Origin of the sequence: Marinobacter sp. DY40_1A1, assembly GCF_016597815.1 — a bacterium.
Lineage (GTDB): Bacteria > Pseudomonadota > Gammaproteobacteria > Pseudomonadales > Oleiphilaceae > Marinobacter > Marinobacter xiaoshiensis.
The window spans coordinates 152,980-176,211 of record NZ_VCHA01000002.1 but is presented as its reverse complement, the minus strand read 5'-3'; the positions used below and the strand labels follow the sequence as shown (position 1 = coordinate 176,211).

Genomic DNA, 23,232 nt, shown 5'->3' with positions numbered 1-23,232 from the left:
TCTCAGCTTTTGGCTTTTTCCTTGGGCTTGTCTTCAGCCGCCTGTCGCGTCTGTTCTTCCTGAGTGCCTTCCAGCGAATCCGGGTCGCCCGGTTTGCTGTCTTCGTCATTCATGGATTTTTTGAAGCCGCGAATCGCTCCACCAAGATCGGTGCCAATGTTGCGCAGCTTCTTGGTTCCGAACAACAGAATCACAATGCCCAGTACAATAAGAAGTTGCCAGATGCTGATGCCCATTACGGGATCCTCGTTTTGATGTTTTCGTAGATTAGCATTATACGTTACCAGAGCCGGGTGGCGGAAACCCCCGTTAGGGGTATTACCTGCTCACTTGCTCCGGGACGCCTTTTCTTCCAGCCCGGAAAGGTCGAAACGGCTGCTCAACTCAGCCAGTATATCCTTGGAACTCAGGCCCAGGTTGGAAAGCATAACCATGCAGTGAAACCAGAGATCTGCTGTTTCACTGATGACTGCCCTGGTCTCCCCCGAGTGCTCCGCATCCTTGGCGGCCAGCAGTGTTTCTGTACACTCTTCGCCAACCTTTTCCAGAATCTTGTTCAGGCCTTTGGCGTGGAGGCTGGCGACGTAGGATTTCTCAGGGTCGGCTGATTTACGGGCTTCCAGAACCCGTGTCAGATTTTCCAGAACATCACTCAATACATCCACTCCTCAGTTACTGCCATAAATGGCATCCGGATCTTTAATGACGGGTTCAACGCCCACCCACTGGTCGCCCTTTAATGAGCGGTAAAAACAGCTACGCCGGCCAGTGTGGCATGCAATGCCGCCTTTTTGCTCTACTTTTAGCAGGATAACGTCCTCGTCACAGTCGAGGCGAATATCCTTGACCACTTGCTGGTGCCCGGACGTTTCGCCCTTGCGCCAGAGTTTACCCCGTGAACGTGACCAGTAAACCGCTTGGCCCTCTTCAGCTGTGAGGCGAAGGGATTCCCGGTTCATCCAGGCCATCATCAGGATATCGCCCGTGGCAGCATCCTGTGCGATCGCAGGAACCAGGCCGTCCGCAGTCCAGCGAATGGCATCGAGCCAATCAAGGGTGTCTAGATTATCAGATAAGTCTTTCATTTTTATGAATCCTGAGCATTTAGTCGCCGCAATCCCGACGCCATGGCCGTCGCAGCGAACACGAGCATAAGCGCGACAAAGGTAATGGTAATTTGATACCGGCCATTCAGAGTGTTGATCACAGCCTCGTAGGGGGGCTTCGGGTTGACCAGCAATGGCACCTCGTCTCCCGTTTGTAGTGATTTAAGGCGCCCGAAAAAGTCCAGAATCCCGCGCCTTGTTACAAACTGATGGGTCTGGCCCTGAATACTATAACGGATAGTGTAATCCCTGTACTGATGGGCGGTTACATGGCCAATAGTTGGCTGCGATTCAAAATGCTTTGAGGTTTCCCACACGAAGGACAGGGCACAGACAACCAGTAGAAGGACGAATATCCGGGTCAGAGCAGCGTGTGGGGATGCGTTCATGGAGCTTTTGCCTTGTATGATCTATAGCTTCGCACGAAGCAGGTTCAAACCAAGCCCGATGTACACAAGCCCAGTGACTTTACTTATCACTCCAGACAGGCGCGAGTCCGACCTGGCTGCGCTTGAAAAGCTGGCAGCAGATGTGACTAGAAAAAGACACCACAAGGTGCCACCCAGCACAAAAATACCGCCTAAAAACAGAAATACTGCCGAGCTGTTACTGGCTCCGGGCGCCACAAACTGCGGCAGGAAAGCGAGAAAGAAGATTGCGATTTTCGGGTTCAACAGGTTGGTCAGAAAACCCTGGTAGAACAGCTGTGAGCGGCGCCGAAAGGCGGTTACAGAGGCTGGCGCGAGCTTGTTGTGAGCGCGCAGGGCCTGGATGCCAAGGTAGGCCAGATAGGCAGCTCCAACAAACTTGACCGCTGTGAATGCCAGTGCAGACGTTGCCAGCAGTGCTGATAGCCCGATTGCAGCAAACAGGGTGTGTGCCAGTATGCCCGCGCTTACACCGAACACCGATAACAGCCCGGCAACGCGCCCCTGGGACAGGGTTCTGGCTAAAATGTACACGGTGTCTGGTCCTGGAGTTATCCAGAGTAAAAAGCTCGCACTGAAAAACAACCAGAACTCGTGGGCCTGCAGCATCTGAGGCTCCTGCCTGTATTTGTGACTTCGCCGCCAATATACCCGCTATAACGACAATTCATCCAGAGCAGGGTGTGTTCTTCGAATGCGGCACCGGACCCTGGCAAACGACTCGGGATGAATTTATCGCAACCTGGAAAGCATTGTTAAACGCAGGCTGCTGTGCCAAGTTTACTATCGATGTTGCGGCTTGCGGTAGACATAGCAAGCTGGATATTCCTTTTATCCCGGCGGCGCTTTGTTTTTACGTCGCCCTGTTAACTTGAGGAAATCGTTATGAACAAAGACATCATTGAAGGCAATTGGAAGCAGCTTAAAGGTAAGGTACGCGAGAACTGGGGCAAGCTGACAGACGACGATCTGGATGAGATCGCCGGCCGCCGCGACCACTTTATTGGTAAGGTTCAAGAGAAATACGGCACCACGAAAGAGGACGCGATGAGAGAGTGGGAAAAGCTCACTAATTCCTGAGCATCCATAGCCGCTAAGACCTTCAAAGCCGGTATCTGCTCAACCACAGGCACCGGCTTTGAGCTACACACCCGGAAATAAAACTGTGAGCAGTTCCCAGCGAAGTGGCAGGCATCAGGCAAAGCCTGATGGAAAAGGTTTACACCCCAAAAATCTTCACAAGCAAGGCTACGATTTTACATCCCTTATAAAAAGCCACCCGGCATTAACACCCTACGTTAAAGCAAACGCTTACGGTAACCTCTCCATAGAGTTCGCAGATCCAAAGGCAGTAAAATTGCTGAACGCCGCCCTGTTGAAACACTACTACGGCATTGTTGGCTGGGATATTCCGGAAGGCGCGCTTTGCCCTCCTATTCCGGGGCGAGCAGATTACATTCATCACGTGGCTGAACTGTTTGGGGAGCTTGAGCCATTTGCGAATCAGGCTAGCACCCAAACCGGCATAACCTTGCTCGATATAGGCACAGGGGCTAATGGCATATACCCGATACTGGCATGCCAAATGTACGGCTGGCATTGCGTTGGCAGCGATATAAGTGCTCAGTCGCTTGAAAACGTGGCCCGGATTATCACCAACAACCCCATACTGAAAGACCGTTTCACCCTGCGTATGCAAAGTGACAGGCACAAGATCTTCGACGGAATTATTCGGGAAGGAGAGTTTTTTGATGTCAGCGTGTGCAATCCCCCCTTCCATGCTTCACAAAACGAAGCACTCAAGAGCAGTCAGTTAAAGCTGAAAAACCTTGCGCGCAACCGGGGTGAGACAAAGCCCGGGGCTGCATCGCAAGCTCTGAACTTTGGTGGCCAGGAAGCGGAACTATGGTGCAAAGGCGGCGAACAGATGTTCCTTAAAAAAATGATAAAAGAGAGCCAGCTATTTGCAGCGCAATGCCGTTGGTTTACAAGCCTGGTTTCGAAAGCCGAGAACGTAAAGCCCTCCACCAAACTGATGCGCAAGCTTGGGGCGACCGAGGTACGGGAAATCGAGATGAGGCAGGGGCAAAAGGTTACGAGAATATTGGCCTGGACATTCGCATAGGCTAATCAATTATGCCTTGGCCGACACTTCTCAGAACCTCGGGATCAATATGAATTTCAAACGCGATAGATGCTGCTTTAACAGCAAGTGCCACAAACAGGCCTGTTAGCATAATCCCGCACCAGGCAATGGCGATAGAGAGTACTTTTGAGGGTTTACGCAACGGGCGCATGTCTCCGTAGCCAACAGTAAAGGCCGTTATAAACGCCCAGTAAAGCGCATCGAACCTTCCCCAGGACTCCAGGCGGCCAACAAACAAACCGAGAGCAATAATGGAAACACAGATCGAAAGTAGAATCGGGAGCGAGAAGTACGTTCCCCAAAGAAACAATTTAAAAAATGTAATCGAAAAATCCATAGTTTATCTGCTTTGGGTCAGGTTTTTTGGCTACACGTTTAAATCAAATCCAGCGCCGGACACGTGCCTTGTACGCAGTATATTCTGAACCGAAGCGCGCATCGAGAGCGCGTTCTTCCGGAATAATCTGAAATCGGGTTATATAGAGCGCAAACCCGATAGGGCCGAGCAATGCTCCGGGAGAGGAAAGAAAGACAGCCCAACCAATCAGCACTAGCACCATGCCCACGTACATGGGGTTACGCGTAACCTTGAATATTCCGGAAGCTACCAGCAGAGATGCCTTTTCCGGTCTGGTTGGGTTGATGGTAGTTTTCATTCGGCGAAAAGAGATAACGCCAACCAAACTTATGCAGCCGCCAAGTAGTGCGACTGAGGTGGCCGCAATGACTCGAATGGTGTCGTGAAATTGGAGTGGCGGTGTCACCAAATCCATGCCCCACATGATAAGCGCCGCAATAGCGGCAACTGCGGGAGGTGGGATTCTAAGCTCTAGTGACGACATGCTTGTGATATAACTCCTAGCGTTTTCTCGAACTATGTCATATCCGATGAACAAAGATAATACTTGGAATACGATGCCGGAGCCTATATGAAACGTGTGATCATACCTAAAGCTGGAAGCAGCAGTGTACTGGCACTCAAGGAGTTTCCAAGCCTGGAGGTTGGGCCAGGTGAGGTGCGAATTTCGGTTAAAGCCTCGGGGCTGAATTTTGCCGATATTATGGCGCGCCAAGGTTTGTATCAGGATGCCCCAGGCTTTCCCTTTACGGCCGGGTATGAAGTGTCAGGTGTGATCGACTCCATTGGCGACGGTGTCGAAGAAAAGTGGTTGGGTAAGCCTGTAATGGCTTTGACCCGTTTTGGCGGCCATGCCTCCCAGGTAGTTGTTTCGCTCAACCAGATCTTCGAGAAACCAGGCCGGCTCTCCTACGCGCAAGCTGCAGCTATCCCCGTGAACTACCTGACCGCATGGCAAGCCCTTGTTATTTGCGGCGCACTGCAACCGGAAGATACAGTGTTGATTCACAATGTGGGAGGTGGAGTAGGCCTTGCCGCATTGGATATTGCACAACACATTGGTGCCACCACCATTGGGACAGCCAGCCCTGGAAAGCATGAATACTTATTGTCTCGCGGGCTTAACTACGCCATAGATTACCGAAATAGCGACTGGTACACAGAGCTGATGCACCTGACTGATGGCAAAGGCGCTGAGCTGATTCTTGACCCGTTGGGTGGAGAGAGCTGGCGTAAGAGTTACAAGGCGTTGCGTGCGTCCGGGCGCTTGGCGATGTTCGGAATATCGGCCGCATCTGGCAATGGCATTGGCAGCAAGTTGGCGCTGGCGAAAACCGCAGTGATGATGCCCATTTTCCACCCCATCAGTTTGATGAACGAAAACAAATCTGTATTCGGAATTAATATGGGGCGGCTTTGGCATGAGCCTGAAAAGATCCGTGTGTGGATGGGCAAAATCATAGCAGGCGTGGAGGAGGGTTGGATCAATCCCACCATCGCCGAGTCCTTCAGCTTTGAGGATGCCGCATTGGCCCACGACTACATCGAAAGCCGTGCCAATATAGGCAAGGTAGTGTTAACCCCCTAGCTGCGTTGGCAGCGCTGAAGCGTACCTGTGATCACAGGAGGGTGCCGGGATTATGCGCGCCCTTCCAGCTTGGACACCGCATTTGAAAGGTTCTCCCTGGCTTGGCGCTCACGTGCTTCCGGGAATATCCCGGACGTGTAAATCTGCGGGCGCTCCATAAATCCCCGGAGCACAGCGGCACGCTTCTTTCGGTAGATAAACGAAGGCACGAGCCGGTACTCCTTGCGAACCCCTTGCTCAAAAATCTCGTAGGTTTCCGGAGACGTTCCCAGAATCGAAAGATCAATATCCACAAGAATCGATTCGTCACGGGATTGGGTAGGTGCATCATGCTCGGTGACCATAATGAGCCTGTGAACACGATCGATTTCTTCAGCGCTTGCGCCGGACTCTGCCAAAAACGAAGCTGCCCAATCGGCGCTTTCCAGTTCATTTTTGCTGGATAAAGGCTTGTAAATGGCATCGTGGAACCAGAATGCGAGCTCCACCTCTCGCGGGTGGTCAAGCAAGGCCGAGCAGTTATCCAAATGCCGAAGGCAGGCTGAGATATGCTCCAGCGTGTGGTAATGCCGGCCCTTCCCGGAATAGGCGGTGATCAGGGAATCATAGGTTTCCTGATGCGGGGCAAAGCCCCAGGTACCCATAAGTTGCGCCCACCGGTCATTATCCATTGTTGCCTCTTGAAAATTTTTTGCGCCAGGAACCAAGCGCCAGCTAAGCGCAGGGCTTGCAAAGAAAACAGGAAAAGCCCGAACCAGACATTCGCTAATAAGATCAAAACCTTTATCGCATCTCTGGCAAATGACGGAATGTCTTTGGATTGGTGAAGATAGCCGATGACGACCCACTGAATAAATAGCCACGCATACGTGAGGTAGAGAAAACCCTTGTGGCATGCTGCATTGGGCGATGTGTAATAGGTGTAGAACCAAGCAAACGCAGTTCCTGTGACCATAATCAGGAAAGCCGCGGTAGAGAGCAGGTTTCGCCATTGTGGATAGTCGGTGCTTAATAGATTCTCTTTGACCTGCTTGAGTCCCATGGTCGCTCTCAGCGGCTGCCACGCCAAACCAACGCCCCTGCTGCAGCAAGCAACACCCAAGACCACACTGGCGCGTGTTCTGCCCACTCACGGGCTTCTGGCTGGGTTCCGATAACAGCTGCGGCAACCAGTGCTATCGCTGCAATCCCCCGGCGCCAGCGGCGGTCGCTTCTGAGCTGTTGTTCGCGGAGCAGTGCCAGGGTGTCCTGGTTCTGTTTCTCGGTGGGGCCGGCGCTGCGCAATTGCAGTAGAGCATCGTGAACCAGTTGGGGCATTTCAGGGGACTGTTCCAGCCATGAGGGCAGGTGGGTTTGCAGGGATTTTATCAGGCCGCTTGGGCCTATCCGCTTGCGCATCCAGCCTTCCAGGTAAGGTTGGGCCGTGCTCCAAAGATCCAGTTCCGGGTAAAGCTGGCGGCCAAGGCCCTCTACGTTCAGCAGGGTCTTTTGCAGTAGAACCAGCTGTGGCTGCACTTCCATGTTGAAGCGTCGCGCGGTCTGGAACAGGCGTAGCAGGAAGTGGCCGAAGTAAATGTCTTTCAGGGGCTTTTCAAAAATCGGTTCGCATACGGTGCGGATGGCCGCTTCGAATTCGTTTACCCTTGTATCTGGTGGTACCCAGCCAGATTGAATGTGAAGCTGCGCCACTTGCCGGTAATCCCGGCGGAAGAAGGCCAAAAGATTGCGCGCCAGGTAGCTTTGATCGTCCGGCGCCAGGGTGCCTACTATGCCAAAGTCGATGGCGATGTATTTCGGGTCTGCGGGGTTGGAAACGTCGACAAAAATGTTTCCCGGGTGCATATCGGCGTGGAAGAAGCTGTCCCGGAATACCTGGGTAAAGAAGATCTCGACGCCTTTTTCAGCCAGCACTTTCAGGTTTACGCCAGCCGCTTCCAGTGCGGGAACATCGGCAATGGGAATGCCGTAGATACGCTCCATTACCATCACGTTTTTGCGGGTGTAGTCCCAGTCGATAAACGGAATGTAGATCAGCGAGGAGCCTTCAAAGTTGCGGCGCAACTGGCTTGCGTTGGCCGCTTCCCGCTGCAGGTCCAGTTCGTCATGAATGGTGGAATCGTAGTCGGCCACCACTTCTACCGGGTGCAGTCGCTTGCCTTCTGTCCAGTATTTCTCCAGCAAGTTGGCCATCAGGTACATCAGAGCAAGGTCCTGCCGGATCACTTTCTCAATACCCGGGCGCAGTACTTTCACCACAACATCCTGGCCGTTCAGCAGAGTAGCCGCATGAACCTGTGCAACGGAAGCCGAGGCCAGCGGGTCTGCGCTGAACTCTTTGAATAGCTCAGCTACCGGCGCTCCAAGAGACCCCTCAATAATGTTGCGGGCAACGTCGCTGGAGAAGGGCGGAACGCGGTCCTGAAGGGTCTTTAGGGATTCCGCCATATCGTCTGGTAACAAATCGCGGCGGGTGGAGAGTATTTGGCCGAACTTTACGAATACCGGGCCAAGCTCTTCCAGGGCCAGGCGCAGGCGATCACCGCGGCTAAGTTTTGGTTGCGGAAAAAGATGCCAGGGCGCCAGCAGAAAAAATACCTTCAGCGGTGCGGGAAGCTCCGCTATTGGTAAAAACGTGTCCAGCCGGTAGCGGCAGAATACCCAGGAAATGCGAATCAGGCGTTGCAGGCGGGTCACGGAGTCTCCGGTTTGTCAGTAATGCCGCGGCTTTCAATCTGGCTTATGCGCGCTGCCAGGCGCTCGGTGCGCAGGTTCAGGGCGTCTATGTCTTCGAACGTGGCTTCCAGTTCGCGGCGGCCGGGCAGGGCGCGGCTTTCCTCATGCACATATTCTTCAATGTTTGCGTTCAGAGCGCCGAATGCCTGTCGGCTCCAGCTGACTGCATTGCGAATTCGCTTGCCGATGAAGTGAGCCGGCACGTCGCCTATGTGTCTTGCCATGGCCGCTTCCCAGTCCGGGTTCAGCTTATCCAGCGCGCGTTGGAACTGGTGTGCCAGGGCGGTGTCACCGGTAACGCTCAACCGGTTATCGGTGAATACACGGTTATCACCGGTGGCCAACGCTGCGAAGGCCAGGGGCTTGCCACTGATTTCCAATGCGGGATCTTCAACTGGCTGGCTGCGCACCTGCACCTGATTGCCTGCCCTGTGCAGTGAGCAGGTAAGAGAAATCGGGTGGGTAATGCGGAACTGTACTGGCCCTTCAAGAGAGCCCAGCAGCGCCTGCTGGCCGGCGGGGTCCAGTTCAAGCGAGTGGTTCAGTGCCCGCTCGATTATGGCAGTTAGCGCCGTAAGCAGGGTCGGGCCGGGAAACATCAGGGTTTGGTTCCCACGTGCAGGGCAACAATACCGCCGGTCATGTTGTAGTACTTGCAGTTCACCATGCCCGCGTTTTCCATCATGCCTTTGAGCGTGTCCTGATCCGGGTGCATGCGGATGGATTCGGCCAGATACTTGTAGCTCTCGCTGTCGCCGGCGATGAGTTGGCCCATCAGAGGCAGGGCTGTAAACGAGTAGGTGTCATAAGCCTTGCTCAGCAGCGGGTTGGTGGGCTTGGAAAATTCCAGCACCATCAGCTTCCCGCCGGGCTTGAGCACTCGCATCATGTCCCGCAGAGCCTGATCCTTGTCGGTTACGTTACGCAGGCCAAATGCAATGGATACGGCGTTGAAGCTGTTGTCCGGGAAGGGTAGGTGCTCTGCATCGGCTTGCACGTACTCAATGTTGCCGGCGTAGCCGCGATCGGTCAGGCGGCTGCGCCCAACCTGCAGCATGGAGGCATTGATGTCGGCGAGAACCACTTTGCCATCACGCCCAACAAGATCAGAGAACTTCATGGTGAGATCGCCGGTGCCACCGGCAATATCCAGAACCTGGTGCCCCGGGCGAACGCCGGAAAGTTCGATGGTAAAGCGCTTCCACAACCTGTGAACACCCATGGACATAAGGTCGTTCATGAGGTCGTATTTGCCTGCGACGCTATGAAAAACCTCGGCTACCTGGCTGGCTTTCTGGCTCTTGGCCACATTGCGGAATCCGAAGTGTGTAACGTCGTCCTGGCTGTTGCCGGGAATGGTTGGCGTTTGTTGCTCGCTCATGGGGCATGTCCTGTCAGAATCTGAACCCCGTATTCTAACGCTTGACGGAGTTGCTACAAGGGTAGCTACACGTTTAATACCGCCTTACACTGTAAAACCGTTCAATTTTGAAGAGAAAACTGATTCATGTCCGTAATCGATGTACATCGCGCCCACACTCTTGATAAAGAACATGCTCGTGAAGCTGCAGAAGCGCTTGCCAAGGATCTTTCCAGCAAGTTTGAGCTCAATTACCAGTGGGAAGGTGATCAGCTCAAGTTCAAACGCTCGGGCGTTAAAGGGCACTTGAACATTACCAGCAACGACCTCAATGTGCGCCTGGAGCTGGGTATGCTGCTACGGCCTTTCAAATCAAGGATTGAACAGGAAATTCACAGCCAACTTGATCAGATTCTGAAGGCTTGATCGATCAAAGGTCACCCGGGAGCGCAAATGGCTCAGGGTGGCCGTTGAGAATGTTTTCCATAACCCGCTGTTCACGGGTTACCAGCCGCTCAATCAGCAAGTCCACCTTGTCCATTTTGCGAAATGCAGAGTAACCCCGATGCAGGAAGTTGTGCAGATCACTCAGGTCGGCCATTTCCGCGGGCGCTCGGCTCATTGCAAGCAGCCAGCCAAGGGTTCTGTTGCGCACATAACGATCCAGCTGCTGCCCCACATCGGCGACTAACACAACCTGCCTTCTGCGCTGTTCCAGTTTCTGGCTGGCACGGTAAACGTCACAGTAGTGTTCTGCGGTGACCAGGTGTGCAGGGATGCGGCGCTCATCAAGCAGCTCCGCCAGCTCAAGATCCAGTTGCTGGGTAATCAGGTTCAGCTCCACCAGTCCGGCCAGTACTTCAAGTTGTTGATCCGGCAGCCATTTGACCATTTTCGGGAACACCCGATCTATGTTGTCGTCGCGGCGGGTCATGCTCGAGGGTGCGTAAAGGTCAGTTAGCAGAAACTCCAGGCCTTCGTGATAGCCAGGGTGCTGATACAAATCCTGATGAGTCGCCTTCAGGCGCCCAGCCTGCCAGTCAGCGATAACAAATGTGTTATCGAGCAGCCGGTGATTCGTCTTGTGGAGGCGGAAATCGTGATATTCCAGCAAAAGTTTCTGCAGGCGGCTGGCGCTTTCTGAGCGCACGACTGTGCCAACAAGGCGCTCACGATACATGGTGCCAACTCCGGTGGTTCTGCTTAGAAGCGGACAGTTTACCGAAGGGGAGCTCTATGTGCAGCAAACCCGGCCAAGTGCCGGGCGCTGCATCATGAGCAGAGGTGTTTAGCCCTAGCCTTGAGCAACAGCGGCCAAAGACTCAAAACCCGGCAGCCACTCTTTGCTATCGAGAGTTACGAAGTGGCTGGGCGCGCCTGTTTCGATAATGCGCATGGTGGTGGGGCTCTGCCGTGCGCTGGCAAGCATGGCCTGCCGATCCAGTATGCGGTCTACACCGGGAACCAGGAAGGTGCCGTGGCGCACGTGCTTGTACACGTTGGTGTCAGTGCGCTGCATCCAGTCCAGTATGTTCTCTATGTTGCGAACAATCGTCAGTTGGTCACGTGTAGAGTAAAACAAACTGGCCAGCAACTGCTTTTTACGCGGGTTCATTTTCCCGAAGAAGGATTGGCCGTAAGCAGACGCGGGTGCGTTGCTGATCAGGCGGATCAGCCAAGGCCACATACCGTGGCTGACAGGCTCCAGAAGAGCAGATATTAAAGGGCTGATTTTGCCTTGGGGAAGTGCCGGTGCTTCAAGAACCACTTCAACGTTTTCGTAAAGCTCCGGGCGCTGTTTTATTGCCTCCAGCGTCACTGCTCCGCCCCGGGAATGGCCGTGAATGCGCACATTTCGGGTGCTGGGCAAGTTTGAAAGCGCCTGGTTCAAGATGCAGGCATCGTATTCAATGGTGCCTTCCAGGTGCTTGATCGGAACTTCCCATTCGGGGGTTTCCGGCGTTACGCCATTCACCGGGATGTGATAATTGCTGCAGGTAAGCAGGATCAGTTCTGTTGTTGGTGCGTCATAGGTCTGAGTGAAGTAGCAATGATTTTCCAGAAAGCCATGAACGCCAATAACGGTATGTTCCGCCTCGCCACTGTGATTGCGAATAGACACTGCACCTTCGCCAACACGGTATACGCGCCCTGAGAACATCTCTGAATAGGCGCTGTCGATTGGTCTGATGAGCTTGCGAATGTGGCTTGCTTTCATACTGCATCTCCTCCCAGCACGGCAGTTGCCTGTTTTTAGAGTGTGGTCATTTGACCTTGGTTGTGCTGGTAACCTTGTTGTACATCGCTTCGCTCTGATCTTTATTGGCGCTGGTAACTCAGTTTTTGCATGCCTGCGGCCAATAGGCAGTCGAAACCTTATGCTAATAACTATTACACCAAGCCTTATAACCAGTATAGGGTGAAGGTATATATATGTGTAACATTTTGTAATCTTGGGTGCCGTGCAGCTTTGTGGAGCCAGTAGTGTATGTCTGGCACAATGTCCGACTCTGTGTTTTTCACTTCACCACTTCCGGGGATGTTCGGGTTTGAGTCACGAGCAAACGCACCTCATGCTGCCTGCGGATTCCGCCTGGCTGGCCTTGGAGTCCCCCAAAAACCCTATGACTATCACCGTCATGTTTCGGGTCGAAGGCCTTACTGCGCCCAGACTCCGGGAGTTTATGCAGGTTTACTGGATGGCGTGGGAGCGCTTCCGGTATATGCCGGTCAAACGTGCGCCAGCGTGGTATTGGGAGCCAGATCCGGTTTTTGATATCCGGCACCATCTGGATGTGGTGCTTGATCGCTTCACGGAAACGTCTCTGCAGGAGTGGGTTTCAGAGCGACTTAATCAGCCATTTCCTGCCTACCGCCCCCCATGGAAGTTTTGGTTGGTGCCTAATGCTGAGGGCGGCGCCGCATTGTTACTTCGAATACACCACTGCTATGCCGATGGCGTTTCTCTAACGGGTATTTTTGATCGCCTGTGCTCGGCTTCGCCACAGCAATACCCGGCAATATATGGCGTGCAGCAAACGGAAGGCTTTTCCCCTTGGGTATCCGCGGCCAAAGACCGGCTTGAGCAACTGGTTAGCGGAGACTTGGCTTCTGATGCGGGTACTGATAACCAGAGCCCGGAATCGGAAACTCAGGGGGGCAGCTGCAGTGAATGGTTGGAGAAGCTGGCTCACAATGGTTTGAAGTTGGTTAATGAGATGAGTGATTTTCTGGCTGAGCCGGAGGATACACCGTCAGATCTCAAGCGGCCGTTACTGGGCCAGCGCCATTGTCGCTGGTCGGAACCAGTCCCTCTCGACCAGTTTCGGTCAATTGCCAAGGCGACCAATGTCACCATTAATGATGTTTTGCTCAGTTGTGTAGCGGCAGCAGTTCGACCCCGCCTTGGAATTGCTGGACCGGCACTGGACGACGCCATGTTGCATGTTGCGGTTCCTGTGGATATTCGCAGCCGCCTGCCGGAAGACCTGCAACCAGAGCCGGGAACACTTGGCAATTATTTCGGTACTGTGTTTGTCCCTCTGCCCATCGATGGTGAGAGTGCGTTGGAGCGGCTCTATCGCATCAAGCAGGAAACCCGTCGCCTCAAAAAGAGTTGGCAGCCCGGCATAGCCTGGGGTTTGGCGGCCTGTGCCTCTCTTATCCCGGAAGCATTGCGCCAGCCACTATCGGATATGTTCTATCGCAAAGCCAGTGCTGTGGTCTCCAACGTTCCCGGTACACGGGAGGCGCGCTACATTGCCGGTTGCCGAATAACCGAACAGATGTTCTGGGTGCCTCAGGCAGGCGATATCGGGCTTGGAGTCAGCATTGTCAGCTATGCCGGGCAGGTTCAGTTCGGTGTGGTTGCAGATGAAGCAATTCTGACAGACCCCCAGGAGTTTCTTGAAGACTGCGTGCAGGAGTTGTCAGAACTCCCCGGAGGTTCACCTATTGTTGTTTGAGGTCTACAGTGAATGAGTAAACGCGTATGACCGCGTTGTCATTCACAACCACAACAAAAGGTGACGACCATGATATATGCACAACCTGGAAAAGACGGCTCCGTCGTTTCCTTCAAAACCCGTTACGGAAACTACATTGGTGGCGAGTGGGTTGCTCCGGTTAAAGGTGAGTATTTCGAGAACATAACGCCGGTGACTGGTGATGTGATTTGCGAGATTCCCCGTTCCACCGCTGAAGATATTGATTTGGCTCTGGATGCTGCGCACAAGGCTGCACCCGCCTGGGGCAAAACCTCTCCGGCAGAACGCTCTAACATTCTGCTCAAAATTGCTGATCGCATTGACGCCAATCTGGAAAAGCTGGCTGTCGCAGAAACCTGGGACAATGGCAAGGCGATACGTGAAACCCTGAATGCTGACATTCCATTGGCAGCAGACCACTTTCGTTATTTTGCCGGTTGCATCCGCGCCCAGGAAGGGCACATGGGCGAGATCGACCACAATACGGTGGCCTATCATTTCCATGAGCCCCTCGGAGTGGTGGGGCAAATCATTCCCTGGAACTTCCCGATTCTGATGGCTGTATGGAAGCTTGGCCCTTGCCTGGCGGCCGGCAACTGTACGGTGCTCAAGCCGGCAGAACAGACGCCCGCCAGTATTCTGGTGCTTATGGAAATCATCGGTGACCTGCTGCCGCCGGGCGTCGTTAACATTGTTAACGGCTACGGCATCGAAGCGGGTGAAGCGCTGGCAACCAGCAAGCGCATTGCCAAAATTGCCTTCACAGGCTCAACCCCGGTGGGCTCGCACATTCTTAAGTGCGCGGCGGAAAACATCATTCCGTCAACGGTTGAGCTGGGTGGCAAATCTGCCAACATCTACTTCTCTGATGTTATGAAGTCTGAGCCTGAGTTCGTGAGCAAGTGTGTGGAAGGTCTGGTTCTGGCGTTCTTCAATCAGGGTGAGGTGTGCACCTGCCCATCTCGAGCGCTGGTGCAGGAAGATATGTACGAAGAGTTTATGCAGAAGGTAATTGAGCGAACCAAATCCATCAAACGTGGTAACCCGCTGGATACGGATGTGCAGGTGGGTGCCCAGGCCAGCAAGGAACAATACGACAAGATTATGTCTTACCTTGAGATTGGCAAGCAGGAGGGCGCCGAGCTACTCACCGGAGGGTTCAAGGAAGAAATGGGTGCCGAATTCAAAGACGGCTTCTATATTCAGCCCACTCTGTTCAAGGGCGACAACAAGATGCGGGTGTTCCAGGAGGAGATCTTTGGCCCGGTTGTAGGCGTGACTACGTTCAAAACCGAAGAGGAAGCTGTGGCGATTGCCAACGATTCCGAGTTCGGCCTGGGTGCGGGCGTCTGGACCCGCGACACCAATCGAGCTTATCGGGTAGGGCGTAACCTTGCGGCCGGCCGGGTGTGGATGAACTGTTATCACGCCTACCCGGCACACGCAGCCTTTGGCGGTTACAAGAAATCCGGTATTGGCCGTGAAACCCATAAGATGGCGCTGGAACACTATCAGCAGACCAAGTGTATGCTGACCAGCTACGACATCAACCCGCTGGGCTTTTTCTAAGCCGGCCATAACAAGCAGGCCCATGCATGGGCCTGCTTGTGTTGATTTCACTCCTTTGATCAGCCCCACGTAAGACCTTCTTACAGACAGCTACGCTCTTGCCACGGAATACTGCCCCCAACCGGCCCTGATACCGGAATGATTTCAAACATCTGAGGGGGAAGCAGATGAAAGCAAGAGCGAATTTGTGCGGCAGTAGATTTAAAACAATCAGTTACTTGGTCGTGGCCATGCCTGTGTTGTTTTTTGCCGGGTGCGGTGGGGATACAGAGGTGTCCAGCCCATCTGATTTCGAAGCACCGAGAGAGCCAGTAAACCTGGGCGGCGATGGGGATCTATACGCCCCGAATCGGTTGCTGGAGATTAATATATCCATGGCCGCCAGCGAGTTTGACCAGCTCCGAGCTGAAGGCCGAACATTGGCCAGTACGGCGCGAGAGTGCCTGTCCGATTACGACTACACCGAGTTTTCAGCCAGCGTCACCATCGATGGTGTTGCCATGAAGGATGTGGTGGTTCGCAAGAAAGGCTATATCGGCTCGCTCAGCCCGAGCATCCCCTCCCTAAAACTGGATTTTAACGACCTTTGGGATGGCAGAACCTATCAGAACAGTTCCCGGATGACCCTGAACAACAACCGTCAGGATCCATCCAATGCCCGCCAATGTCTGGCTTACGAGCAGTTTCGTCAGGCCGGCATTGCAGCCCCCCGGTGTAATTACGCCCGGGTTCGGGTGAACGGCCAAAATCTTGGCATCTTTACCAATGTAGAGCCCATCAAAAAGCCATTTCTTGCCCGTGCCTTTGGTAATGATGACGGCAATCAATATGAGGCACAGACTTCTGATTTTGGCACCTGGTTAAGCCAGAGATTCGAGAAGAAGACCAACGAAAAGGAAAACGACCGCAGTGATCTGCAATCGGTGACCGATGCGCTGGCGCTGCCAGATGACCAATTGATGAACGTGCTGCCGCAGCTGGTGGATGTGGATCAGTTTATTCGCTTCTGGGCCGTTGAAACCCTTATTGGTGCCTGGGATTCCGCTACCGGCAACGCCAATAACTTTCATATCTATCGATCCCCGGCTGATGGCCGCTTCCATTTCATTCCCTGGGGGGCAGATACCGCCTTTCGTGGAGAGCACCCGCTGAAACCGGGCACCGGGGTGTTCTACAGAAACTTTTCTCTGGCAGACCGCCTGTTTAATCTTCCGCAATACCGGGCTCAATACGAAGCTGAGTTGGAGGATTTGCTGGCGACCCAGTGGAACGAGAGTCAATTGCTACAGGAACTGGAGCAGGTTCGGGTGCTGACGGGTACCTCTGAGGCCAGTGTGGCCAGCCTCAAAGCATTTATAGCGGGCAAGGGTGAGCCCGCAGATGACAGTTATCGCATGCCTCGCAGAGTTGCACTGGAGCAGGCGCTGGCGGAAGACCCACCTTCTGGTGCGGTATACCGGCTTGCGGATACCCGGCCCGATTGCAGTGCGCCGGTTACCACACCTTTAACCGGCAGAGTGGCTGCGTTGAATGGCACGGATACTGGAGCTTTCCAGTTCAATCTGCCGAGTGGGCAACCTGTAACGGCCAGCCTGACCTTTGCGTCCTTCGGTGTGGATAGTCTGGTTTACTCCGTGGACACTGAGTCCTCACCGGAAGTTATTAGCTTGTTGCTTATTGGTGTGGATGCAAGCAACGCCTATAAGCCCTACGTTCTGCAACTGTTTATCGAAGCATCAGACTATGTGCCAGGCACCCATGAATTTCATGGTTTTGCCACCAACGCCTTGCTGTTCGAAGTGGATGAGAGTCTGCCTGGCGATGTGCGCACCTTGGCTCTTGGGGCGAAGGGCAAGGTCACTTTCATCAAGGTTGGCACAGGTGCCAGCGCAGGCGATGTTGAGTTGACGCTGGATGCGACACTTGAGTATGGGCCTGATGTGCAATGAATATGGCTGTTCTCAATCCCCTGGCAGGCTTTTGTGGCCACGGCCTGGCCGACCAGATGCGGGTTGCTTTGATGGACCGGGTCGATGCCAAGTTCGTGGTGCAGCCTGGGGCTCTGGAGCAGTGCCTGCAGGGCCTGCGAGGTGCCTACACGATACTGGATATGGATGGATGCCGGCGCTTTGTCTACGACACCCTGTATTTTGATAGCCCGGATCGGCGCCTGTTTCTGGACCACCATAACGGAAAGCTCAATCGGCTCAAGGTTCGGCTAAGGCACTATCGCCATAGCAAGATCATGTTTCTGGAAGTGAAAAAGAAAACCAATCGCCAGCGCACGGTAAAAACACGGGTGCCGGTTACGTTTGAATCCTTCGTGGATGGCTCGGCCACAAGGTTTCTGAAAGAGCAATCAGGCCTGCCGGTTGCAGGGATGCAGCCGGCTCTTTTTGTGTCCTATCAGCGCATTACCCTTATTAGCACCCAGAACCCTGAGCGGATCACGATAGACACTCAGCTTGCCTTCCACTCCCCCGACCGAACCCTGTCTGTTGACCTGTCTGGCGTGGCCATTGTGGAAGTAAAGCATGATCGTCACTCAGGGTGCTCCCCCATGCTGCAAAGCCTGGCCAGGCACGGCTGCCGCCCGGTGGCATTCAGTAAATACTGCGTGGGCACGAGCCTGCTTTATGGGTCTCAATTAAAAACCAATCGTTTCAAGCCGTTGCTAAGGAGTCTTTATGGAATCGGCAGTTGATCTCTATTTTGTGATCCGGCTGATCATCAACACGGTTTCCGTATTTGTTCTGATTCGGTGCTATTACGCCTTTTCTCGTCACAGGGAGAACGCGGCCTCTTTCATTCTGTTTGGGGTGGGCGTTTTTCTTGTTACCTCGTTACTGCACTCGGTTACGGTGACCATGGGCTTTGCGTTCGGTCTGTTCGCAGTGTTTTCAATGTTGCGCTATCGAACGGAGGCGCTTGGCATCAAGGAAATGACTTATCTCTTTCTGGTGATTGCCATGGCACTGCTGGCGGCAGTGGGCACTATGCAGCACTACGAACTGGCGGGGCTGAACCTGCTGATTATTCTTTTGGCACGGGTTCTTGAAACCCGACTATTGCTACCCCGGCACGGAGAAAAAGAGGTCGAGTACGAAAAAATCGAGAATGTACATGCCCGGCAACAAGCGGTGTTAATTGCAGATTTGCGCGAGCGAACCGGGCTGGATGTGTTTCGGGTAGATGTGGTGTCCATCAGCTATCTGCGGGATACCGCTATGCTCCGCATGCATTTTCGTCTGGAAGGGCACAATGCTTGCTGACCTCCACCGGACCTGGCTGATAGCAGGGTTGGCGTTGGTTGTTTTGCTTCCGCCATCAGCGTTGAGGGCTGACCCGCTGGAACTGGATCTTGGTGGGTATATTGCCGCCGGAGTTGACCGTTTTGGGCCTTTTTATAATGAAGAGGGCGACCCTGATACCACCAGAGGCATCGTGCGCAACGCCAAACTGGAACTTGAAATGGAATGGGGAAGCAATTGGGCTGCAGAAATAGACGGAAGCTACAAGGCTCGGGGTAACCGCGGGGAAACCGAACTGGGTGATGCGTATGTTCAATACCAAGGCGCGAACGGGTTTGAGGCAAAGCTGGGGCGCTTCAAAGAGCCTTTTGGGTTTGAGCGTCTTACTGGTTATACCAACATCAGCACCAGTGAGCGCTCGATGGTGACATCGGCTTTTGCGCCAGGTCGTTCGCAAGGCCTGGCGATTGGGCAATTGAATAAAGCCAACACCTGGTTTTTCGGCGTGTTTACCAAAGAACCGGAGGGGGAGGAGACCCGGGCAGTGACGGGCCGCTACACCGTTGCTCCCGTTCAGAATAATCGGCGCACACTGCATTTCGGCATCGCCGCATCCTGGCGCGATTTGAATGGCGCTCGGTTTCAGGTCAAAGATAGAGGTGAGGTGTTCAGTGCTGACAATATCCTGCGCAGTCCGCGCTTTGAGGCCCGGCACACTACCTTGGGAGGGCTGGAAGCAGCCTGGTCGTCAGGGCGGCTAACTGTGGTGAGTGAGGCGATGGCGCAGCAGGTTGAACGTGAGAACGGAGAGCACTGGCGGTTTAGCGGTGCTTACCTGCAAGTAGGCTTTTTCCTCACCAATGACCACCGCCGATACAAACACGGTGAGTTCAAGGGCCCCGATTCGCCGGGGCCGGCGGGGGCCGTTGAATTGGTGGCTCGCTATAGTGCGGTCGACTTGCAGGACCGGGATCTAGGCGCGCGAGCGGCGATTGCGCTGGTCGGGGCAAACTATTACCTGGGTAACCAGTTTCAGCTTCGGCTGAACTGGCTGGTACCAAAGGTGGAGGGCACTATCCTCGCACCAGACCCGACTGGCAATGCGTTCACGCTGAGAGTGCTTTTCCGGTATTAGTGTGGTGACTGAGGCAGAGTAAGGATAACTTCCGTCCACTCACCTGGCTCGCTGCAAATCTCCATCTGGCCGTTATGGTGACGCATGATGGTCTGGCAGATACTCAGCCCGAGGCCAAGATTGTCCGGCGTCCTGTTGGTTGAGTAGAAGGGGTCTGTCAGCCGTTTAATGTCCTCGGGTGCTATGCCATGGCCATTGTCCCGTATGCCTATAGTCAGGTTCTCAGCCTTTGGCGTAGCCGTTATGTCGATGCGCCGCGACGCCCGCCCCTTTTCCAGTGCGGATGCCGAATTCAGCAACAGGTTTACAAAAACCTGGGTCAGCGCCGACGGATAACAGGCCACCGACATATTTGCCGGAATGCCAAGACGCACATCCGTGCCCCTGAGTTGGTGTTTGCATAAGCGCAGAGCCGTTTCAAAGAGAGCGCCCAAATCGGCTGTTTCTATACCGTGATCCGGCTCTGGCCGCGAGAAATCGATCAGGTCAGACACTATGTCGGCGATGCGTTTCTGGTGTAGTGCCGCATCGTCCAGTGCTTCTGACAAGTCGCTGTTCCGGTTGATGGCACTGGCGTAGTCCACGGCCTGGCTGGCGCAGTTCAGCGGGTTCATGATTTCATGCAGAAGACCTTTTGCCATATGGCTCAGGGCCTGATGCTTTTGCTCCTGGGCCAGCCTGCCTTCGGTTATCTCCAGCGCATGCAAGGTCCGAGATAGTGTGCGGTTGCGATCTTTGAGCAGGAATTGCAGGGCTAAAAGATTGCGCAAGAACATGCGAAAAAAGTGAGCCGATACAGGGGCAATGAGTAGGCACATCAACACCAGCCAGTTGGTGAGTATTGCTGTTAGCGCGCTGCCAAAGTCACTGGCCGGTACAGCCAGTGCAGTAGCCACCGTCAACAGGCCCAGGTTAATCACCAGTATGATGATGGTATGGACCATGGACAGGGTGATGATCCCTACGGAGCTTATGAAGAGAAGCAGGCCCACGATAGGGGGCAGCGAAGCACTGGTGACGATGTAACCCAAATAGCTGAACAGTGCCATGTGGAAAAACACCAGATAGACAATCAAAGGAGACGCTCGTCGCAGCCCCGTAAAGCGGTGAGCGGCTATCAGCCCTGCAAGAACGGCGGTGTAAAACAGGTGAGTACCGCTAATACCCGGCGCTGTGGGCGATAGGGCAAGCCCAGACAGGAATATGAGAGTCCCGATAAAGGTGATGCCCAGAGACACATCCGCAAAAAGTGGCAGCACCCGGAACCGGGACTGGCTGCGATAGAAGCGCTCGTAACGTCGCTGCTGGTGTGCTGGCAACTGTCGAACCTGATCCATGCCGGAGAGCAATGTCATGCCGCGGCTCCATTGTGGTGGCGTTTCATGAACAGGATCAGTTCTGGCAGGCGCTCGAACCCGAGCTTGACGAAAATTCTGTCCTTGTAGGAGTGCACTGTTTTGCAGGACACACCTAACTGTTCGGCAATATCCTTGATGGGAGTGCGGCTGGCTATCAACCGGGCGACTTCTCGCTCACGGCCTGACAGCGCATTGTAGGCATTCAGCATACCTTGCGATGGCGCGTCCGGCTTTTGCCAGGCTCCCACATATACTTGCCCGTTGCGGATGTAGAACAGAGTTTTAACCAGATCTTGAATGGGCTGGTGTTTCGATACAACGGCCTTGATGCCAGCCTCCAGATAAATCGCCAGCCTGTTGGCGTTAACCGGGGTATCTGAAATCAGTAACACCGCAATGGTCGGGTGTTCGCTCAGTGCATGCTCAGCAATGGTCAGGCCATCGTTGTCCGGCAAATTCTCTTCAATAATCAAGACGCCTGGTCGGGCAGATTCCAGATTTTTCAAGGTGTCGATTCCGCTTTCGGACTCACCCACCAGATCAATTTCGTTGTGCAACAGGAGCTGGAATAGCAAGCTGTCCCGAAACAGTCGCTGGCCAATGGTTACGTAAAGCCTTAGCTTGCGGTTACTCTGAGACATCAGACCACCGTTGCTTTAGCCAGCGGCAAGGAAAGCACAAGTTCGTACGACTGGGCCGCGCCGCTGATCTGTAGCCAGCCCCCCAGCTGGTACGTGGTTACGACAAGCAAGAGAAGCGCCACCTGTTGCTCCAGTAGTGGTCGGGATAGCCTCGTCAGTGGTGCAAGCAGGTGTGCATAGAGCTTCAGCGGAACTGTGCTGGCCAGTACCAGTTGATTGTCAGAAGACTGGCTCAGTTCCAGATTGCGCCAGTCCTGCCCGGAAGCTGCTAAAAGCGTTGTGAGCGTCTGGCAGAGCACTGACAGTGTTGATGTTGCGTTGTAGCGTTCATCTTTGGCCAGCCCGGCGCTTTGCAATGCAGCGCGAACAGACGCTTCGTCAAGCTTCGTGCTGGCAGAAGCGGTTACTTGCAACCGTGTTAGTTGCTGCTGTACCTGTTCACCAAATTGCTGAACCAGGTCCTTCTCAAGGTTGGTTTCGAGGCTCGCTCTCAGGTGTGATGAGTTGGCTGCCAGGCAAGGGATGGCATCCAGGGCCTGCAAAAAAAGCGACATGGCTGGTGCGCCAGCGGCGGCATTTACAGAGTCTGAAAGATTTTCCAGAAGCTGTGCACGGCGCTGTTTGCGTAGCTCTGAAAATTGGCGCTCCAGTTGAGATAATGTGTTTTCCCTCGCTGACGCCAAGGTCAGGTGCCGGGACACGGCCTCCTGAAAGAGGGGCAACAACTCCGTTGCCCGCCAGGGTTTCTTTTGGTATCGGAAAATCTCCCCCTCGTTCACGGCATCAAGCGCTACGCGCACTTCGCCGTATGCCGAGGTGAGGATGCGGATAGTTGCCGGGTGTGATTGTTTGAGTTCATCGATGAGTTCCTTGCCCTGCATGCCCGGCATTCGCTGGTCTGTCATTACTACAGCCAATGTTCCACTTTGTGACTGGATGGTTTCCAGAGCCTGCTCGGCACTGTCGGCGCACAGCACACGAAAATCGTTCTGCATGCGCTCCAACTGGCGGGCAAGGTACTTTGTGGCCGTCGATTCATCATCCACGATCAGGACGATCGGTGCTTCTGCGGCAGGCACTGAAACCCTGCCGGGCAAACCGGGTTTGCTGGCCAACGCGGAGGTAAGAACGTGGGAGCGTATGAGGTCCGGATCCACCGGCTGTTCAAAACAGCGATCAACCAGTCGCTGTTCCAGCAAAGAAACCAGCATGTCCAGCGGAACAGTATCGCTGATCAGGATTTTCAACAGGTCGGGGTGGGTATCTCGCGCATGCACCAGCAGCGGGGGGCTGGCTTGGATTGGCGACTGGCTTGCTAAAATGAACAAGGCGTTGGGTGACGCTGGGCCGCGTTCCAGGGCCGAGATAGCGGCTTGATCCGTTGGAAATGCATCAATGCGCAGGTCGTTACCGAGCTCTTCTTCAAAAATATTGCGCGCATTTTCGCAGTCGTAACGAAGGAAAATGTGTGGTTCTTCCGTAATGGCCATTGTGGGTGCAGTCCTGAAATCTCGCCTGACAAGAAGATTAGCAATCCCGGCACGCTTTGCTGTAGGAATTTCCTACAAACGTG

At 54.1% G+C, this 23,232-nt stretch carries 27 protein-coding genes; 10 read left to right on the top strand and 17 right to left on the bottom strand.

Annotated elements, in window-relative coordinates; genetic code table 11:
• Positions 1-2 precede the first annotated feature (2 nt).
• From tatA to FFI61_RS06665, 5 genes are all read right to left on the bottom strand, one after another.
• Positions 3-236 carry a Sec-independent protein translocase subunit TatA gene (tatA, locus tag FFI61_RS06685; RefSeq protein ID WP_200202137.1) on the bottom strand — a complete coding sequence of 78 codons (234 nt, stop codon included), beginning with the start codon at positions 234-236 and terminating at the stop codon, positions 3-5.
• 90 nt (positions 237-326) lie between these two features.
• On the bottom strand, positions 327-656 hold the full coding sequence (locus tag FFI61_RS06680) for a phosphoribosyl-ATP diphosphatase (RefSeq protein ID WP_200369712.1): 330 nt from the start codon (positions 654-656) through the stop codon (positions 327-329).
• A gap of 12 nt (positions 657-668) precedes the next feature.
• Positions 669-1,085 (bottom strand): phosphoribosyl-AMP cyclohydrolase, encoded by a 417-nt coding sequence (gene hisI, locus FFI61_RS06675; RefSeq protein WP_200202135.1) that lies wholly within the window; start codon positions 1,083-1,085, stop codon positions 669-671.
• A 2-nt stretch (positions 1,086-1,087) separates the two neighbouring features.
• Positions 1,088-1,495 (bottom strand): DUF3592 domain-containing protein, encoded by a 408-nt coding sequence (locus tag FFI61_RS06670; protein WP_200369711.1) that lies wholly within the window; start codon positions 1,493-1,495, stop codon positions 1,088-1,090.
• 21 nt (positions 1,496-1,516) lie between these two features.
• Positions 1,517-2,143 (bottom strand): LysE family translocator, encoded by a 627-nt coding sequence (locus tag FFI61_RS06665; RefSeq protein WP_200369710.1) that lies wholly within the window; start codon positions 2,141-2,143, stop codon positions 1,517-1,519.
• Between the two features lie 276 nt (positions 2,144-2,419).
• Between FFI61_RS06665 and FFI61_RS06660 the strand changes: the two genes are divergently transcribed.
• Together FFI61_RS06660 and rlmF are read left to right on the top strand one after the other, a co-directional pair.
• Positions 2,420-2,614: a CsbD family protein gene (locus tag FFI61_RS06660; protein ID WP_200202132.1), complete on the top strand. Its 195-nt coding sequence runs from the start codon at positions 2,420-2,422 to the stop codon at positions 2,612-2,614.
• A gap of 85 nt (positions 2,615-2,699) precedes the next feature.
• The gene (rlmF, locus tag FFI61_RS06655; RefSeq protein WP_200369709.1) at positions 2,700-3,659 is read left to right on the top strand and encodes a 23S rRNA (adenine(1618)-N(6))-methyltransferase RlmF; all 960 of its coding nucleotides are present in this window, start codon (positions 2,700-2,702) and stop codon (positions 3,657-3,659) included.
• A gap of 1 nt (position 3,660) precedes the next feature.
• Here the strand turns inward: rlmF and FFI61_RS06650 are convergent, their stop codons facing one another.
• Together FFI61_RS06650 and FFI61_RS06645 are read right to left on the bottom strand one after the other, a co-directional pair.
• On the bottom strand, positions 3,661-4,017 hold the full coding sequence (locus FFI61_RS06650) for a potassium channel family protein (protein ID WP_200369708.1): 357 nt from the start codon (positions 4,015-4,017) through the stop codon (positions 3,661-3,663).
• 43 nt (positions 4,018-4,060) lie between these two features.
• Complete coding sequence (locus FFI61_RS06645; RefSeq protein WP_200369707.1) at positions 4,061-4,522, bottom strand: methyltransferase family protein; 462 nt, start codon at positions 4,520-4,522, stop codon at positions 4,061-4,063.
• Positions 4,523-4,609: 87 nt separating this feature from the next.
• Between FFI61_RS06645 and FFI61_RS06640 the strand changes: the two genes are divergently transcribed.
• Positions 4,610-5,626 (top strand): zinc-binding dehydrogenase, encoded by a 1,017-nt coding sequence (locus FFI61_RS06640; protein WP_200203078.1) that lies wholly within the window; start codon positions 4,610-4,612, stop codon positions 5,624-5,626.
• 50 nt (positions 5,627-5,676) lie between these two features.
• Here FFI61_RS06640 and FFI61_RS06635 read toward each other — a convergent pair whose 3' ends face one another.
• Genes FFI61_RS06635 through ubiE form a run of 5 tightly spaced genes read right to left on the bottom strand, consistent with a single transcriptional unit; the run spans position 5,677 to position 9,740 of the window.
• A complete protein-coding gene (locus FFI61_RS06635) occupies positions 5,677-6,297 on the bottom strand; it encodes a hypothetical protein (protein ID WP_200203076.1) in 621 nt (206 codons plus the stop codon).
• Entirely contained in the window at positions 6,222-6,695 is a 474-nt protein-coding gene (locus FFI61_RS06630) for a hypothetical protein (protein ID WP_227714713.1), read from the bottom strand. The genes FFI61_RS06635 and FFI61_RS06630 overlap by 76 nt, the downstream gene beginning before the upstream one ends.
• Positions 6,677-8,320, bottom strand: coding sequence for a ubiquinone biosynthesis regulatory protein kinase UbiB (gene ubiB / locus FFI61_RS06625; RefSeq protein ID WP_200369705.1), 1,644 nt, complete (start codon positions 8,318-8,320; stop codon positions 6,677-6,679). The genes FFI61_RS06630 and ubiB overlap by 19 nt, the downstream gene beginning before the upstream one ends.
• Complete coding sequence (locus FFI61_RS06620; RefSeq protein ID WP_200369704.1) at positions 8,317-8,958, bottom strand: SCP2 domain-containing protein; 642 nt, start codon at positions 8,956-8,958, stop codon at positions 8,317-8,319. The genes ubiB and FFI61_RS06620 overlap by 4 nt, the downstream gene beginning before the upstream one ends.
• Positions 8,958-9,740: a bifunctional demethylmenaquinone methyltransferase/2-methoxy-6-polyprenyl-1,4-benzoquinol methylase UbiE gene (gene ubiE / locus FFI61_RS06615; protein ID WP_200369703.1), complete on the bottom strand. Its 783-nt coding sequence runs from the start codon at positions 9,738-9,740 to the stop codon at positions 8,958-8,960. Before ubiE ends, FFI61_RS06620 begins: the two co-directional genes overlap by 1 nt.
• A 126-nt stretch (positions 9,741-9,866) precedes the next feature.
• Here ubiE and FFI61_RS06610 point away from each other — a divergent pair, with 126 nt between their 5' ends.
• Entirely contained in the window at positions 9,867-10,145 is a 279-nt protein-coding gene (locus FFI61_RS06610) for a polyhydroxyalkanoic acid system family protein (RefSeq protein ID WP_200369702.1), read from the top strand.
• A 4-nt stretch (positions 10,146-10,149) separates the two neighbouring features.
• Here the strand turns inward: FFI61_RS06610 and FFI61_RS06605 are convergent, their stop codons facing one another.
• Together FFI61_RS06605 and FFI61_RS06600 are read right to left on the bottom strand one after the other, a co-directional pair.
• The gene (locus tag FFI61_RS06605) at positions 10,150-10,899 is read right to left on the bottom strand and encodes an FFLEELY motif protein (RefSeq protein WP_200203063.1); all 750 of its coding nucleotides are present in this window, start codon (positions 10,897-10,899) and stop codon (positions 10,150-10,152) included.
• A gap of 114 nt (positions 10,900-11,013) precedes the next feature.
• Complete coding sequence (locus FFI61_RS06600; RefSeq protein WP_200369701.1) at positions 11,014-11,937, bottom strand: alpha/beta hydrolase; 924 nt, start codon at positions 11,935-11,937, stop codon at positions 11,014-11,016.
• 331 nt (positions 11,938-12,268) lie between these two features.
• Here FFI61_RS06600 and FFI61_RS06595 point away from each other — a divergent pair, with 331 nt between their 5' ends.
• The 6 genes from FFI61_RS06595 to FFI61_RS06570 all read left to right on the top strand — a co-directional run bounded on the left by FFI61_RS06595 (position 12,269) and on the right by FFI61_RS06570 (position 19,660).
• On the top strand, positions 12,269-13,684 hold the full coding sequence (locus FFI61_RS06595) for a WS/DGAT domain-containing protein (RefSeq protein ID WP_227714712.1): 1,416 nt from the start codon (positions 12,269-12,271) through the stop codon (positions 13,682-13,684).
• Between the two features lie 69 nt (positions 13,685-13,753).
• Positions 13,754-15,274 (top strand): aldehyde dehydrogenase family protein, encoded by a 1,521-nt coding sequence (locus FFI61_RS06590; RefSeq protein WP_200203059.1) that lies wholly within the window; start codon positions 13,754-13,756, stop codon positions 15,272-15,274.
• A 230-nt stretch (positions 15,275-15,504) separates the two neighbouring features.
• Complete coding sequence (locus FFI61_RS06585; protein ID WP_200369700.1) at positions 15,505-17,223, top strand: CotH kinase family protein; 1,719 nt, start codon at positions 15,505-15,507, stop codon at positions 17,221-17,223.
• Complete coding sequence (locus FFI61_RS06580; RefSeq protein WP_200369699.1) at positions 17,220-17,978, top strand: polyphosphate polymerase domain-containing protein; 759 nt, start codon at positions 17,220-17,222, stop codon at positions 17,976-17,978. The genes FFI61_RS06585 and FFI61_RS06580 overlap by 4 nt, the downstream gene beginning before the upstream one ends.
• A complete protein-coding gene (locus FFI61_RS06575; RefSeq protein WP_200369698.1) occupies positions 17,962-18,546 on the top strand; it encodes a DUF4956 domain-containing protein in 585 nt (194 codons plus the stop codon). Before FFI61_RS06580 ends, FFI61_RS06575 begins: the two co-directional genes overlap by 17 nt.
• Positions 18,536-19,660 carry an OprO/OprP family phosphate-selective porin gene (locus FFI61_RS06570; protein ID WP_200369697.1) on the top strand — a complete coding sequence of 375 codons (1,125 nt, stop codon included), beginning with the start codon at positions 18,536-18,538 and terminating at the stop codon, positions 19,658-19,660. The genes FFI61_RS06575 and FFI61_RS06570 overlap by 11 nt, the downstream gene beginning before the upstream one ends.
• Here the strand turns inward: FFI61_RS06570 and FFI61_RS06565 are convergent.
• From FFI61_RS06565 to FFI61_RS06555, 3 genes are read right to left on the bottom strand one after another with little or no spacing between them, the layout of a single operon-like run.
• Positions 19,657-21,015 carry a sensor histidine kinase gene (locus FFI61_RS06565; RefSeq protein WP_200369696.1) on the bottom strand — a complete coding sequence of 453 codons (1,359 nt, stop codon included), beginning with the start codon at positions 21,013-21,015 and terminating at the stop codon, positions 19,657-19,659. The genes FFI61_RS06570 and FFI61_RS06565 overlap by 4 nt on opposite strands.
• Positions 21,012-21,659 carry a response regulator transcription factor gene (locus tag FFI61_RS06560; RefSeq protein ID WP_227714711.1) on the bottom strand — a complete coding sequence of 216 codons (648 nt, stop codon included), beginning with the start codon at positions 21,657-21,659 and terminating at the stop codon, positions 21,012-21,014. Before FFI61_RS06560 ends, FFI61_RS06565 begins: the two co-directional genes overlap by 4 nt.
• A complete protein-coding gene (locus FFI61_RS06555; protein WP_200369695.1) occupies positions 21,659-23,149 on the bottom strand; it encodes a response regulator in 1,491 nt (496 codons plus the stop codon). Before FFI61_RS06555 ends, FFI61_RS06560 begins: the two co-directional genes overlap by 1 nt.
• Positions 23,150-23,232 lie beyond the last annotated feature (83 nt).